The 14,664-nt window shown below is 61.2% G+C and carries 10 protein-coding genes; 7 read left to right on the top strand and 3 right to left on the bottom strand.

Annotated features, from left to right (window positions below):
* Positions 1-2,650, bottom strand: a 2,650-nt coding sequence (locus tag KW846_RS24120) for a retention module-containing protein (RefSeq protein WP_218485781.1), incomplete at its 3' end; no start/stop codon positions are given.
* A gap of 586 nt (positions 2,651-3,236) precedes the next feature.
* Between KW846_RS24120 and KW846_RS24115 the strand changes: the two genes are divergently transcribed.
* The 3 genes from KW846_RS24115 to KW846_RS24105 all read left to right on the top strand — a co-directional run bounded on the left by KW846_RS24115 (position 3,237) and on the right by KW846_RS24105 (position 8,282).
* A complete protein-coding gene (locus tag KW846_RS24115) occupies positions 3,237-4,595 on the top strand; it encodes a TolC family outer membrane protein (protein ID WP_218485780.1) in 1,359 nt (452 codons plus the stop codon).
* A 150-nt stretch (positions 4,596-4,745) separates the two neighbouring features.
* Positions 4,746-6,905, top strand: a complete 2,160-nt coding sequence (locus KW846_RS24110; protein ID WP_218485779.1) for a type I secretion system permease/ATPase — start codon at positions 4,746-4,748, stop codon at positions 6,903-6,905.
* A gap of 9 nt (positions 6,906-6,914) precedes the next feature.
* Positions 6,915-8,282 carry an HlyD family type I secretion periplasmic adaptor subunit gene (locus tag KW846_RS24105; protein WP_007972520.1) on the top strand — a complete coding sequence of 456 codons (1,368 nt, stop codon included), beginning with the start codon at positions 6,915-6,917 and terminating at the stop codon, positions 8,280-8,282.
* Between the two features lie 54 nt (positions 8,283-8,336).
* Here KW846_RS24105 and KW846_RS24100 read toward each other — a convergent pair whose 3' ends face one another.
* Positions 8,337-8,930 (bottom strand): tRNA-uridine aminocarboxypropyltransferase, encoded by a 594-nt coding sequence (locus tag KW846_RS24100; RefSeq protein ID WP_218485778.1) that lies wholly within the window; start codon positions 8,928-8,930, stop codon positions 8,337-8,339.
* Positions 8,931-8,935: 5 nt separating this feature from the next.
* A complete protein-coding gene (locus tag KW846_RS24095; RefSeq protein ID WP_007972518.1) occupies positions 8,936-9,829 on the bottom strand; it encodes a LysR family transcriptional regulator in 894 nt (297 codons plus the stop codon).
* Between the two features lie 340 nt (positions 9,830-10,169).
* On the opposite strand from KW846_RS24095, the gene speB reads away from it, so the two are divergent.
* From speB to KW846_RS24075, 4 genes are all read left to right on the top strand, one after another.
* Complete coding sequence (speB, locus tag KW846_RS24090; protein ID WP_218485777.1) at positions 10,170-11,120, top strand: agmatinase; 951 nt, start codon at positions 10,170-10,172, stop codon at positions 11,118-11,120.
* Positions 11,121-11,129: 9 nt separating this feature from the next.
* Complete coding sequence (locus tag KW846_RS24085) at positions 11,130-11,552, top strand: nuclear transport factor 2 family protein (protein WP_116580305.1); 423 nt, start codon at positions 11,130-11,132, stop codon at positions 11,550-11,552.
* Positions 11,553-11,607: 55 nt separating this feature from the next.
* Entirely contained in the window at positions 11,608-13,119 is a 1,512-nt protein-coding gene (locus KW846_RS24080; RefSeq protein WP_218485776.1) for a cytosine permease, read from the top strand.
* 163 nt (positions 13,120-13,282) lie between these two features.
* A complete protein-coding gene (locus KW846_RS24075; protein ID WP_102698932.1) occupies positions 13,283-14,662 on the top strand; it encodes a sodium:solute symporter in 1,380 nt (459 codons plus the stop codon).
* Positions 14,663-14,664 lie beyond the last annotated feature (2 nt).

Here is a 14,664-nt window from a genome sequence, read left to right as displayed (position 1 = left end):
AAGTACCGTAGGTGCCGGTGAAAGTACCGGGGGTGATCGGGCCAGTACCTTCACCGATGGTTACCCGGTCGGCGCCTTGCACGTCGTTGGTCAGCACGTTGCCGTTGAGGGTCAGCAGGGTTTCCGAGGCGATGCCATTGCTGTCGTCGACCGCTTGGGGCACGTCGTCGACGATGTTGACGTCCAGTGAACCGGTCGCCGTGGTGCCGTTGTCATCGACCAGGGTCACGGCGAACTGCTCAGGCAAGGTGTTGGCGCCGTTGGCCGTCGGATGCGCTTCGTTATCGTTGAGGGTGTAGCTGTAGCTCACCACACCGGTGGCGGCGTTGAAGCCGGTGATAGTCAGGGTGCTGCCCAATGGCGTGGTGATTGATTGCGGGAAGCCCGCCGCCACACCTGCAGTGACCACGGCGATGCCGCCGACGGTCAGGCTGGTGACGCCGTCCAGCGCGGTGACGGTGAAGGTGCCGTTCTGGGTCAGCGCCGTGGCATCCGGGGTACTGCCATCACTGAGGTTTTTCTCGAAGACGGTCAACTCGCCGCCCTCGACGTTCAAACCGCCAATCGTCACCGGATCGTCGTTGTTGTGGATCTGCAGCACCAGGTTGGCGGTGCTGGTATCGCCGTCCGCGTCGGTGATGGTGTAGGTGAAGGTGTCCGTGCCGTCGCCACCGCCGTGCAAGGCTTTGAAGTCGGCGTCGCTGGTGTTGAGGGTGTAGGTGTAGGTGCCGTTGGCATTCAGCACCAAAGTACCGTAGGTGCCGGTGAAAGTACCGGGGGTGATCGGGCCAGTACCTTCACCGATGGTTACCCGGTCGGCGCCTTGCACGTCGTTGCTCAGCACGTTGCCGTTCAGCGTCAACAAGGTTTCCGAGGCGATGCCATTGCTGTCGTCGACCGCTTGGGGCACGTCGTCGGCGATGTTGACGTCCAGTGAACCGGTCGCCGTGGTGCCGTTGTCATCGACCAGGGTCACGGCGAACTGCTCAGGCAAGGTGTTGGCGCCGTTGGCCGTCGGATGCGCTTCGTTATCGTTGAGGGTGTAGCTGTAGCTCACCACACCGGTGGCGGCGTTGAAGCCGGTGATAGTCAGGGTGCTGCCCAATGGCGTGGTGATTGATTGCGGGAAGCCCGCCGCCACACCTGCAGTGACCACGGCGATGCCGCCGACGGTCAGGCTGGTGACGCCGTCCAGCGCGGTGACGATGAAGGTGCCGTTCTGGGTCAGCGCCGTGGCATCCGGTGCACTGCCGTCGCCGAGGTTTTTCTCGAAGACGGTCAACTCGCCGCCCCCAATATTCAATCCGCCAATCGTGTCCGGGTCATCGTTGTTGTGGATCTGCAGCACCAAGGTCGCCGTACTGCTGTCACCATCGGCGTCCGTCAGCGTATAGGTGAAGCTTTCGGTGCCGTCGCCACCGCCGTGCAGCACCTTGAAATCGGCGTCGCTGGTGTTGAGCGTGTAGGTGTAGGTGCCGTTGGCATTCAGCACCAGGGTGCCGTAGGTGCCGGTGAAAGTGCCGGGAGTGATCGGCCCGCTGTTTTCACCGACCGGCACACGGTCAGCGCCTTGCACATCGTTGGTCAGCACGTTGCCATTCAGCGTCAGCAAGGTTTCCGAGGCGATGCCATTACTGTCGTCGACCGCTTGGGGCACGTCGTCGGCGATGTTGATATCCAGCGAACCGGTGACGCTATCGCCATTGCTGTCGCCTGCCACCACGGCGAAGTGTTCACCGAGGGTATTGCCCCCCTCACCGCTTGCATGGGTTTCGGCACCGTTGAGGGTGTAGCTGTAACTGACCACACCGGTGGCGGCGTTGAAGCCGGTGATAGTCAGGGTGCTGCCCAATGGCGTGGTGATTGATTGCGGGAAGCCTGCCGCCACGCCGCCGCTGATCACGTTGATGCCGCCGATGCTGAGGCTGGTCAACCCGTCGGGTGCATTGACGGTGAAGGTGCCGCTTTGGGTCAGTGCACCAGGGTTCCTCGCCGAGCCGTCGGCCAGGTTGGCCTCATTGACGGTAAGCTCGCCATTCTCCACCGACAGGCCATCAAGGGTGACCGGATTGTTCGGCACCTCAGGCGTAACTGGCGGCACCACAGGGGTCTCGGCCGCTACGACGCTGTTGTCCGGATTAGCGTTCAGGCGTTCTTCGGGAAGTTCGGGAATGCCGTTGAAACCGGCAGTGGGAAAACCGATGATGGGATCGACTCGCCCACCCACTTCTTCGAGCATGACGAAACTATGGCCGCTGCCCGCGATGCCACCCGGTACACCGGCAGTCGTGGTAGGCCCGGCAGCAGTGGCTTCAGCGGTCTGGGTCGGGTCGTCGCCCGCCGCAATGGCTTTTTGCAGCTGCTCGACATCCGTCAGCTGTGCCTGGCTCGGCGTCACCGCCTCGGACGAGTCCACGTGGGGAATCTGATTGGCGAGCAATTGCGGGGTCATCTGCATGCTGCTGCCGCGCCCGAGGGTCAGTTCCTGGCCATTTTGCAGATGCACCGCTACCGCGCCCTCGGCGCCGGTGCTCAGTTGGTCGCCGGCGAACAGCTTGTCCCCCTCGACCAGCGCGCGCCGGGTGCCGTCGCTCGCAACCGCGAACACCTGACCGATGACCTTACTGACGATTCCTATGAGCGTAGCCATGTGCACTTCCTCCGCTGCCAACCGCTGTTGGCACCTTGTTTGTGCGAAGAACGTGCTCATGGCTCAAGCGGGTTGTCTGGCGAATCGTGTTCCGGGTCCCGGTTTACTTGAGTAAGCCGTGGCCCCGGCAACGATCTCGCCCAGCCATTCGCTCACGGCGCTGTTTACGGTTTGGGGAAAACTCCTCTGCAATCAATGGCATCGGATCCCTGTGCGCAACAACGTTGCCTGTGAACGATGCGTAACGATCTTGAATCACCAAAGTGACAAAAAACCGTCACCCAAGATCGCTAGCGTCCCTCCCCTCCAGCACTTCTCCGCTCTATGTCGATAAGTGGATTGGAACTTTTCTCAAACCCCGACGAGCGCCCCAGAGCTCATAAAACAAGGGCTTTCGAATTGAACAATGTGCTGGATTTCGCAGAGCGCATAAGTTTTTTTTGGCATAACCGTTATGAAAAAAATTTCTTAGCTACGCTTCAGAATGTTCTTAGCTCTTTTGTTAAAGTCATGAAACAACTTTACCTATAAATGTCGTCAAATAATTGGCGACTGATAAGCACCATCAGGAATCAGGGAGATGTACATGCGCCTATTAACCCCCCTCTGCAGCGCGGTTCTATTGGCCATGGCCTGCTCGTCCCAGGCTCAGGCCATGACGCTGACCGAAGCGATCCAGAGCACCATCGCGACGCACCCGGAGCTGGCATCGCGGGTGGACAGCCGTCTGTCGGCTGACGAGGACGTGAAGGTCGCCAAAGGGGGCTTTTATCCATCGGTAGATCTGAACGCTGCTTACGGGCGCGGGTACAGCGATAACACCAATACCCGGGCGCTCGGCAATCACCACACCGAAACCCTCAACTACACCCAGTCGGAATTGCGCCTGCGGCAAATGCTTTTCGACGGGTTCAACACCGCCAATGAAGTCGATCGCACCAAAGGCGTGGTCAACTCGCGAGCCTATTACGCTCAGGGTACGGCTCAGGATCTGGCCCTGCGCACCACCGAGGTCTATCTCGAGGTGCTCAAGCACCGCGAACTGGTGACCTTGGCCAAGAACAACCTGCAAGCGCACTTGCGGGTCAACGACCAGATCGGCCTGCGCACCCAGCGCGGCGTGGGTAGCAACGCCGATGCCGACCAGTCCAGCGCTCGCCGGGCACTGGCAGAAAACAACCTCGACACCGCCGAAGTCAATCTGGCTGACGCCGAGTCCAACTTTTACGCCGTTGTCGGGCGTATGCCCGATGAGCTCGAAGCCCCGCCGTCGATTCGCGGTGAAGTCCCAACCTCCCTGCCTGAAGCCCAGCAGAGCATGGTGGAAAACAACCCTTACCTGAAATCCGCCCAGGCCGATGTGCAGTCGGCCGAAAGCCAATACGAAGTTGCCAAGTCGCCCTTCTACCCACGCCTTGACGCCGAGGCGGCAGTAGGCGCGAACAACAACGTGCAGGGTGACGAAGGCCACGACAACGAGTGGCGGGTCGGCGTGGTGATGAACTACAACCTGTTCCGCGGCGGCAGTGACAAGGCGCGCCTGGCCTCCGACGCGCACAAGATCAACCAGGCCATGGACATCCGCAACAATGCCCTGCGCCAGCTCAACGAGAATATTCACCTGGCCTGGAACGCCATGGTCAATGCCAAGAAACAAACCCCGACCGCCCGTGAATACGCCGACACCAGCAAGCGCGTACGCATTGCCTATCAGGATCAGTTCGGCCTCGGCCAGCGGACCCTGCTTGACCTGCTCGACAGCGAAAACGAACTCTACAACGCCAACCGTCGCTACACCGAAGTGCGCTACACCGAAGAGTTTTCGATGTACCGCGTGCTGGCGAACATGGGCCAGTTGTTGAGCAAACAACGGGTCGTACTGCCCGCCGACGCGATCGCCCAGACCGAAGTGAAAAACGAAGCTCGTCTGCCTGAAATGAAATAACGAAGTACCCGTGCAGGAGTTGCCGCAGGCTGTGATCCTTTTTGAACGTGTTTGCTGAAAAGCAAAGTCAAAAGATCGCAGCCTGCGCAGCGCCTACAGTGAGATATGCAGATATCTGTCAATTGCCGTAGTGCAACGGGAGCAATCAATTTGACCAGCATGGAACCCGGCAACACTGGTGTCGATCCGCGCCTGAGCTTCGATGACCCGCTTCTGGACGGTCTGTTGATCCTCTGCAAACTCCACGGTGCGACGGTCAGTCGCGCCAGCCTCAGTGCCGGGCTCCCCATGGCACACCAACGCCTGAGCCTGGACCTGCTGCCCCGAGCAGCAGCCCGGGCCGGTTTGCAGGCGCGCCTGCTGCGCCGTGACCTCAAGGACATCTCGCCACTCAACCTGCCCGTGCTGCTGTTGCTCAACAACGGCCGCACGGCCGTCCTGCGTCGTTATGCCGAGGACGGCAAGGTGCTGATCCTGCCCTGCGAAGCCGACGGCGGTGAACAATGGCTCAGTCCTGAAGAGCTGGCCGAACACTACAGTGGCCAGGCGCTGTTTGCCCGGCCACGCCACGAACTCGAAGACTTGCGCTCGCCGCTGGTGCCTCGGGTCCAGGCCTGGTTCCGCGATACGTTGAAGCTGTCGAAATGGCTATACAGCGACGCAATCCTGGCGAGTTTCCTGATCAACCTGCTGGGTCTGATGGTGCCGCTGTTCGTAATGCAGACCTACGACCGCGTGGTGCCGAACCAGGCCACTTCGACCTTGTGGGTGCTGGCGATCGGTCTGCTGATCGGTACCGCTTTCGAACTGGTGCTGCGGGTCGTTCGCGCGCACCTGTTGGATACCGCCGGCAAGAAAACCGACGTGATCCTGTCGGCCACCCTGTTCGAGCGCATCACCGGCATGGCGATGAAAGCGCGGCCGGCGACCATCGGTGGTTTTGCCCAAAGCATTCATGACTTCCAGGGCCTGCGGGAGTTTCTCACCGCCGTGACCCTCACCAGCCTGATCGACCTGCCCTTCTGCCTGCTGATGCTGCTGGTGATCGGCCTGCTCGGTGGCTGGCTGGTGGTGATTCCGATTCTGGCGTTTCCCGTCACCATCATATTCGCCATGGTGATCCAGGTACGCCTGCGCGACACCGTACAGAAAAGCCTCAGCCTCGGTGCCGAACGCCAGGCGTTGCTGATCGAAACCCTCAGCGGCCTGGAAACCCTCAAGGCCTGCAGCGCCGAAAGCGAACGCCAGCACAAATGGGAAAGCACCCACGGCGCCCTCACCCGCCTCGACAGCCATGCGCGCAACCTCTCGGCCCTGGCCACCAACGGCACGCTGTTCATCCAGCAGATGTCCGGCATGGCGACCATCGTCGCCGGGGTCTACAGCATCATCGCCGGCAACCTCAGTGTCGGTGCCCTGGTGGCCAGCTACATGCTCGGCAGTCGAGTGCTGGCGCCGCTGGGACAGATCGCCGGCCTGATCACCCGCTACCAGCAAGCGCAACTGACCATGAAAAGCACCGACGCGCTGATGGGCCTGCCCCAGGAGCGCGACACCAAACAACGGCCTCTGGAGCGCACCCAACTGCAAGGCGCGCTGGATGTTGTCGGTGTGACCTTCCACTACAACGGCCAGAATACCCCGGCACTGGCCAACGTCAGTTTCAGCGTGAAACCCGGTGAGCGAATCGGCGTGATCGGTCGCAGCGGCTCGGGCAAAAGCACCCTGGCGCGGCTGGTGATGGGCTTCTACGAACCCGAAGAAGGCCAGCTATTGCTCGATGGACTGGACTTGCGACAGCTGGACGTCGCCGACCTGCGCCATCAGATCGGTTACGTCGCTCACGACCTGCCGCTGCTGGCCGGCAGCCTGCGCGATAACCTGACCCTCGGCGCGCGCTACATCAGTGACTCACGCATGCTCGAAGTAGCCGAACTCACCGGCGTCACCGAACTTGCCCGGCAACACCCGCAAGGCTTCGACCGGCCCGTGGGCGAGCGCGGACAGTTGCTGTCCGGTGGTCAGCGCCAGGCGGTTTTGCTGGCCCGTGCCTTGTTGCTCGACCCGCCGATCCTGCTGCTCGACGAGCCCACAAGCGCCATGGACAACAGCAGCGAAGACGTGTTGCGGCAAAAACTTCACGGCTGGGTCCAGGGCAAAACCGTGCTGCTGGTGACTCACCGCACCTCGATGCTCAGCCTGGTGGATCGGCTGGTGGTGCTGGACAACGGACGGATCGTTGCCGACGGGCCGAAAGAAGCAGTCATCGATGCACTGCGCAAGGGCCGTGTCGGCTCTGCGGCTGTCTAGGAGTTGGCCATGTCTGCTGACCTGCCTGCTACAACGAAAGGACGAGGCTACTTCAACAGCTTCGGCAAAAGCGCCGAAGTCGAATTCATGCCGGAAACCGCCGGCGCCTCATTGCAGGACTCACCGCGCTGGTCGCGGATCACCGTGTGGCTGGCGGCGGCGTTGCTGATCAGCGCGCTGGTCTGGGCCAAATTCGCCGTGTTGCAGGAAGTCACCATGGGCGAAGGCAAGGCGATTCCGTCGAGCAAGGTCCAGGTGATCCAGAACCTCGAGGGCGGCATCGTCACCGAGATCTTTGTGCGCGAAGGGCAGATGGTGAACAAGGGCGACACCCTGCTGCGCCTGGATGACACGCGCTACCTGTCGAACAAGGGCGAAAGCGAAGCCGATCGCTACGCCTTGACCGCACAGGTCGAACGGCTCTCGGCCGAAGCCGAAGGCCGGCCGTTCAAGCTGTCAGAAGAAGTGATCGCCAAGGCTCCGCAAGTGGCCGAAGACGAGCGCTCGCTGTACGAGCAACGGCAACGTCGGCTCGCGAGCGAACAGCGCACACTGTCGGAACAACTTCGGCAAAAAACCCAGGAACTGGCAGAGTTCCGCTCGAAACAGGGTCAATTCAGTTCTAGCCTGGCGTTGTTGCAGCAAGAGATGAACATGTCCACGCCGCTGGTGGGCACCGGCGCCGTGTCACCGGTGGAAATCCTGCGCCTCAAACGCAGCGCCGTGGAGATTCGCGGCTCGCTGAACGCCACCACCCTGGCGATTCCCCGGGCGGAATCGGCGATCAACGAGATCAAAAGCAAGATCGACGAGTCGGAGCAAACCTTCCGCTCGGAGGCCGCCAAAGAGCTGAACGAGAAACGCACCGACCTGTCGAAAATCACGGCATCGAGCATCGCCATCGACGACCGCGTGACCCGCACCACCGTGGTCTCGCCGGTGCACGGCATCATCAAGGTGTTGAAGGTCAACACCATCGGTGGTGTGGTCCAGCCCGGCAGTGACATGGTGGAAATCGTGCCACTGGAAGACAACCTGCTGATCGAGGCAAAGGTCCGCCCGCAGGACGTTGCATTCCTGCATCCGGGCCAGAAAGCCATGGTCAAGTTCAGTGCCTACGACTACACGATCTACGGCGGCCTGAGCGCCAAGCTGGAGCTGATCGGCGCCGACACCATCACCGACGACAAGGGCAACAGCTTTTATCTGATTCAGGTGCGCACTGACAAAAACCATCTGGGCGGGGATGTGAAACCGCTGCTGATTATCCCGGGGATGGTGGCGACGGTGGACATTATTACCGGGGAGAAGACGGTGCTCGATTACTTGCTCAAGCCGGTGTTGAAAGCGCGGACTGAGGCGATGCGGGAAAGATAAGAGCAAAAGATCGCAGCCTTCTGTAGGAGCTGCCGCAGGCTGCGATCTTTTGATTCACCCTCCATGATTACGCTGGTAAACCTCCTCCCCCATCGCCGCAATCTGCCCCTCGATCAACGCTTCGAACGGCTTCAACAACGGCGCAAACGAAGTCGGCGCTTCAAGGGTTTCCAGCGCCTGCGCAATCGCCTCCACTGTCGACAACGCCCCCGGCCCCGGTGCCTTGCGCAGCCGATAACGGGACACACCACCTTCGGCCAGCGTCACCCTCGGCAACGCCGCCAGCAGCGGATTGAGGTGCAGCATCTTTCGCGCCTTGCGCCAGGTGCCATCCGGGACGACCAGCAACATCGATTCATCTGAGGAGCCATAGGCTTTCATCTGCTGCGCTTCTTCGCCCGGAAACAACAACCGTGCCGTAAATCCCGGACGATTCAACAACACCGGCAAATCCTCGAACACCTCGCCCACGATCAACTCAGCGTTGTTCAAGCCCAACGCCGCCAACCGCGCCGTATTCAGCGCATGGTTCACTTCGCTCGGATGCTGCAAGAGCAAAACCCGGGTGCGGCTGTCGAGGCTCGGGATCAACGGGCACAGGCAGTGAGATTGCGGACGCAGGCAGCGCGGGCACTGGATTCTGGACATCTTCTTCACGCCTGATTCAGTTGGGCTTTAAGCAGGTCGCGGAACGTCTGGATCAGCGGCTCGCGGCTACGGCCCCGGCGCACTATCATCGAGAACGGCGCCTGATAACCAAAGGTCGCCGGCAGCAACACCCGCAAGTCGCCCTTGTCGGCCCAGGCCTGGGCGTAGTGCTCCGGCAGATAGCCGATGTAGGCGCCCGACAGCACCAGAATCAGCTGGGCCTCCATACTTTCAACGGTCGCGGCGCTGTGCTTGAAGCCGTGACGCGCCAGCTCGGCCTGGCTCCAGTAGCCACGGCCGACCATGCGCTGCTGGGTGATGACCTGCTCGGGAATGCGCCGCTCGTTGAACAGCGGATGCCGCGTGCTGCAATACAACCAGTGTTGCTCACGGTACAGCGGCATATACACCAGGCCGCTCATGCGCGTGGAAAACGCACCGATGGCCAGGTCGAGACGGTTGTCCTGCACGCCGAGCTGCAGTTCGTAAGGGCTCATTACCGACAGGTGCAAGTGCACGGCCGGGTGTTCCTGGCTGTAGGCACCGATGGCTTCGGCGAACGGCAGGGCCTTGTCGCTGACCGTGGAGTCGATCACCCCGAGGTTCAAGGTGCCGCGCAACTCGCCCTTCAGCGCGGCGGCATACTGCTCGAAGCCTTCGAGTTCGCCCAACAGACGCAGGGTTTCCTGATGGAACAACTCACCCTTGCTGGTCAGGCTGAACCCGCCACGACCGCGATGACAGAGTACCAGGCCGAGGGCCGCTTCGAGCTGGCTCATGTAGGTGCTGATGGCCGACGTCGAGAGGTTGAGCTCCTGCTGGGCGTTGGCGAAGCCCTGATGGCGCACCACGCTGACGAAGATGCGCAATAGTTTCAGGTCGGGTAAAGCGTTGGCCATGGGTACTCCTGACACCATTTGATTTCCAGCTGTCTCCTGTAGGAGCTGCCGAAGGCTGCGATCTTTTGATCTTGATTTTCGGCGGCTTCATGGTCGCCAAGAATGAAGATCAAAAGATCGCAGCCTTCGGCAGCTCCTACAGGGTTAGCCATCAGCCGTTGAACGAGTGGTGAAGTCTACCGCCGCCCTGGCCATTAGTTTAGAAAAATCTGAACTAAGTATTTGCCCGTAGCGATTCTTCCCGGCCACTACATTTCGCAGAATCGCTCCACAACGGTGCCCGTACCTTCCGTGAACGGCGCAACTCTATAAATAAAACAACGACGATGAGGCCCTACCCGTGGACAAGATTCTTCACCAACCACTGGGCGGCAACGAAATGCCGCGCTTCGGCGGCATCGCCACCATGATGCGACTCCCTCACTTGAATACCGCTGCCGGCCTGGACGCTGCCTTCGTAGGCGTGCCGCTGGACATCGGTACCTCGCTGCGCCCTGGCACCCGTTTCGGGCCTCGCGAAATCCGTGCTGAATCGGTGATGATCCGCCCGTACAACATGGCCACTGGCGCTGCGCCGTTCGACTCGCTGTCGGTTGCCGACATCGGCGACATCGCGATCAACACCTTCAACCTGCTGGATGCCGTACGGATCATCGAAGAGTCCTACGACAACATCCTCGAACACGATGTGATCCCCCTGACCCTGGGCGGCGACCACACCATCACCCTGCCGATCCTGCGTGCCATCCACAGGAAGCACGGCAAGGTCGGCCTGGTGCACATCGACGCTCACGCTGACGTGAACGATCACATGTTCGGCGAGAAAATCGCCCACGGCACCACGTTCCGTCGTGCCGTTGAAGAAGGCCTGATTGACCCGGACCGCGTGGTGCAGATCGGCCTGCGCGCCCAGGGCTACACCGCTGACGACTTCAACTGGAGCCGCAACCAGGGCTTCCGTGTGGTTCAGGCCGAAGAGTGCTGGCACAAATCGTTGGAGCCGTTGATGGCTGAAGTCCGCGAGAAAGTCGGTGGCGGTCCTGTCTACCTGAGCTTCGACATCGACGGTATCGACCCGGCCTGGGCACCAGGCACCGGCACCCCGGAAATCGGCGGTCTGACGACCATTCAGGCGATCGAGATCGTTCGTGGCTGCCAAGGCCTCGACCTGGTCGGTTGCGATCTGGTAGAAGTCTCGCCCGCTTACGACACCACCGGCAACACCTCGCTGCTGGCCGCCAACCTGCTGTACGAAATGCTCTGCGTACTGCCTGGCGTAGTCCACCGCTGAGGATGGTTCATGAACGAACGCGATCAGGTTCTGAAAGCCGCCGCCGATCTGGTGTCCGCTTTTGCCCGTAACGATCGCGAAGCGTACTTCGGCGCTTTCAGCGCCGATGCCAGCTTCGTCTTCTACACCCTCGAAAAGCCCCTGCTGTCGCGCGACGCCTACCAGGCGATGTGGGACGGCTGGCGCGCCGAGGATGGCTTCGAGGTGCTTTCGTGCACCTCGAGCAACGCCTTCGTCAGCCTGCAGGGTGACGTGGCGATTTTCATCCATGACGTAGCCACCGAGCTGCGCATGCAAGGGGAGCAGCACTTTAGCCAGGAGCGCGAGACGATTGTTTTCAGGAAACAAGCGTCTGGCCAAGAACAACAAGGCCTATGGCTGGCCTGCCACGAACATTTGTCCGCGATGCCGGAAGGGCTGCCACCCCCTTAGCCAACACAGGTGACGCTCACGCACGATGAGCGCGCCTTTATGATCGGAGCTGATCATGAATAACAACAACAAAGACCAAAGCCTTACGCAAATTGAAACCTACGGGGTCGAACAAATCCCTGACAACGAACGCACCGCAGGCCCGACGGACTTGTTCCGGATGATCTTCGGGGGTTCCAACACCTTTGCAACCGCCGTACTCGGCAGTTTCCCGGTCCTGTTCGGCCTGTCTTTCCAGGCGGGCGTCTGGGCGATTGTGCTGGGCGTATTGCTGGGTTCGCTGATCCTCGCGCCAATGGGCCTGTTCGGCCCGCTCAACGGCACGAACAACGCCGTGTCTTCCGGTGCGCACTTCGGCGTGCACGGGCGGATCGTCGGGTCGTTCCTGTCGCTGTTGACCGCCATCGCCTTCTTCTCGCTATCGGTGTGGAGTTCGGGGGATGCGCTGATCGGTGGCGCCAAACGCCTGATCGGCCTGCCGGAAACCGACCTGACCCTGGGCCTGGCCTACGGTCTGTTCGCGATCCTGGTGCTGACCGTGTGCATCTACGGCTTCCGCTTCCTGCTGTGGGTCAACAAGATCGCGGTATGGAGTGCCAGCCTGCTGTTCCTGCTGGGGATCTTCGCCTTCGCCGGTCCCTTCGATGCGAACTACGCCGGTAGCGTCAACATGGGCCAACCCGGTTTCTGGGCCGCCTTCATCGGTGCGGCACTGGTGGCCATGAGCAACCCGATTTCCTTCGGTGCGTTCCTCGGCGACTGGTCGCGCTACATTCCGCGTGACACCTCCAAGCGCCGCATCATGGCGGCGGTGGTGATTTCGCAGATCGCAACGTTCATCCCGTTCCTGTTCGGCCTGACCACCGCCACCATCGTAGCGATCAAGGCACCGGACTACATCGCGGCCAACAACTATGTCGGCGGCCTGCTGGCAGTCTCGCCGAGCTGGTTCTTCCTGCCGGTGTGCCTGATTGCGGTGATCGGCGGCATGTCCACCGGCACCACTTCGCTCTACGGCACCGGCCTGGACATGTCCAGCGTATTCCCACGGGTACTGTCGCGGGTCAAGGCCACGCTGCTAATCGGTGTGATGTCGATTGCCTTCATCTTCATCGGGCGCTTCGCGGCCAACCTGGTGCAGAGCGTGTCGACCTTCGCCGTGCTGATCATCACCTGCACCACCCCCTGGATGGTGATCATGATCATCGGCCTGCTGGTGCGTCGTGGCTTCTATTGCCCCGATGACCTGCAAGTGTTCACCCGCGGCGAGAAAGGTGGCCGTTACTGGTTCACCCACGGCTGGAACTGGCGTGGCCTGGGTGCCTGGATCCCTAGCGCGGCCGTCGGCCTGTGCTTCGTGAACCTGCCAGGTCAGTTTGTCGGGCCGCTGGGCGAAATGGCCGGTGGCATCGACATCAGCCTGCCTGTGACCTTGGGCCTGGCCTCGCTGGTGTACCTGGCGCTGCTGAGCCTGTTCCCGGAATCGCGCGAAGTGTTCGGCCCGAACGATGTTCGTAGCCGTGGTGCCAGCGCCGTTGCAAAAACTGAAATACGTCAGCCCGCCTGACACAGATCCACTTGTGGGAGCGAGCCTGCTCGCGAAGACGGCGGCACATTCAACATCGATGTGACTGACCGAACGCCTTCGCGAGCAGGCTCGCTCCCACAGAAAGCAGCCCCACAGAAACGCCTTTGTTTCACATAAAAAAGACAATCGGAGACACGCCATAATGGCTTTGGATTTATTCGTTGTACTCATCTACGCCGCCGCGATGCTGCTGCTCGGCTATTACGGCATGCGCAAGGCCAAGACCAACGAAGACTTTTTGGTCGCCGGTCGTAACCTCGGCCCAAGCCTGTACATGGGCACCATGGCTGCCACCGTTCTGGGCGGCGCGTCCACCGTGGGCACCGTGCGTCTGGGCTACGTGCATGGCATCTCCGGCTTCTGGCTGTGTGCCGCGCTGGGTTGCGGGATCGTGGCGCTGAACCTGTTCCTCGCCAAACCGCTGCTGAAACTGAAGATCTACACCGTTACCCAGGTGCTGGAAAAACGCTACAACCCGATGGCCCGCTCCGCGAGCGCGGTGATCATGCTGGCCTACGCGCTGATGATCGGCGTGACCTCGATCCTGGCGATCGGCACCGTTCTGCAAGTGCTGTTCGGCCTGCCGTTCTGGATCTCGGTACTGCTGGGCGGTGGCGTCGTGGTGATCTACTCGGCCATTGGCGGCATGTGGTCCCTGACCCTGACCGATATCGTCCAGTTCGTGATCAAGACCGTGGGCCTGATGTTCATCCTCCTGCCAATCTGCATGTACCGCGTCGGCGGCTGGGATGAACTGGTAATGAAACTGCCGGCGGCGAGCTTCAGCTTCACCACCATCGGCTGGGACACTATCATCACCTACTTCATGATCTACTTCTTCGGCATTCTGATCGGTCAGGACATCTGGCAACGGGTGTTCACCGTCAAGACCGCCAAAGTGGCTCAGGTTGCCGGTACCGCCGCCGGTATCTACTGCATCCTCTACGGCCTGGCCTGCGCCCTGATCGGCATGGCTGCACACGTACTGATCCCGGATCTGGACAACGTCAACAACGCCTTCGCCGCCATCGTCAAACTGTCCCTGCCGGACGGTATCCGTGGCCTGGTGATCGCTGCCGCACTGGCCGCCATGATGTCCACCGCCAGCGCCGGCCTGCTGGCCGCTGCCACCACCCTGACCGAAGACCTGCTGCCGAAACTGCGTGGCGGCAAACAGTCGAGCCTGGGCCTCAACCGCCTGGTCACCATGCTGACCGGTATTGTGGTGCTGGGTATCGCCCTGGTGGTCAACGACGTGATCAGCGCCCTGACCCTGGCCTACAACCTGTTGGTGGGCGGCATGCTGATCCCGCTGATGGGCGCGATCTTCTGGAAACGCGCCACCACCGCCGGCGCCATCGCCAGCATGGGCATGGGCTTCGCCACCGCGCTGCTGTTCATGTTCAAGGACGGCCTGGATGCCAACACCCCGATCTACTACAGCCTCGGTGTAGGCCTGGTGAGCTTCGTGCTGGTTAGCCTGCTGTCCCGTCGCACGGCTGTAGTGGCGAGCGCCGCCTAAGC

The organism is Pseudomonas sp. PDM32, from assembly GCF_019219225.1.
Taxonomy (GTDB): Bacteria; Pseudomonadota; Gammaproteobacteria; order Pseudomonadales; family Pseudomonadaceae; genus Aquipseudomonas; species Aquipseudomonas laurylsulfatiphila.
The sequence above is the reverse complement of the archived record's forward strand: the minus strand, read 5'-3'. Positions and strand labels throughout refer to the sequence as shown.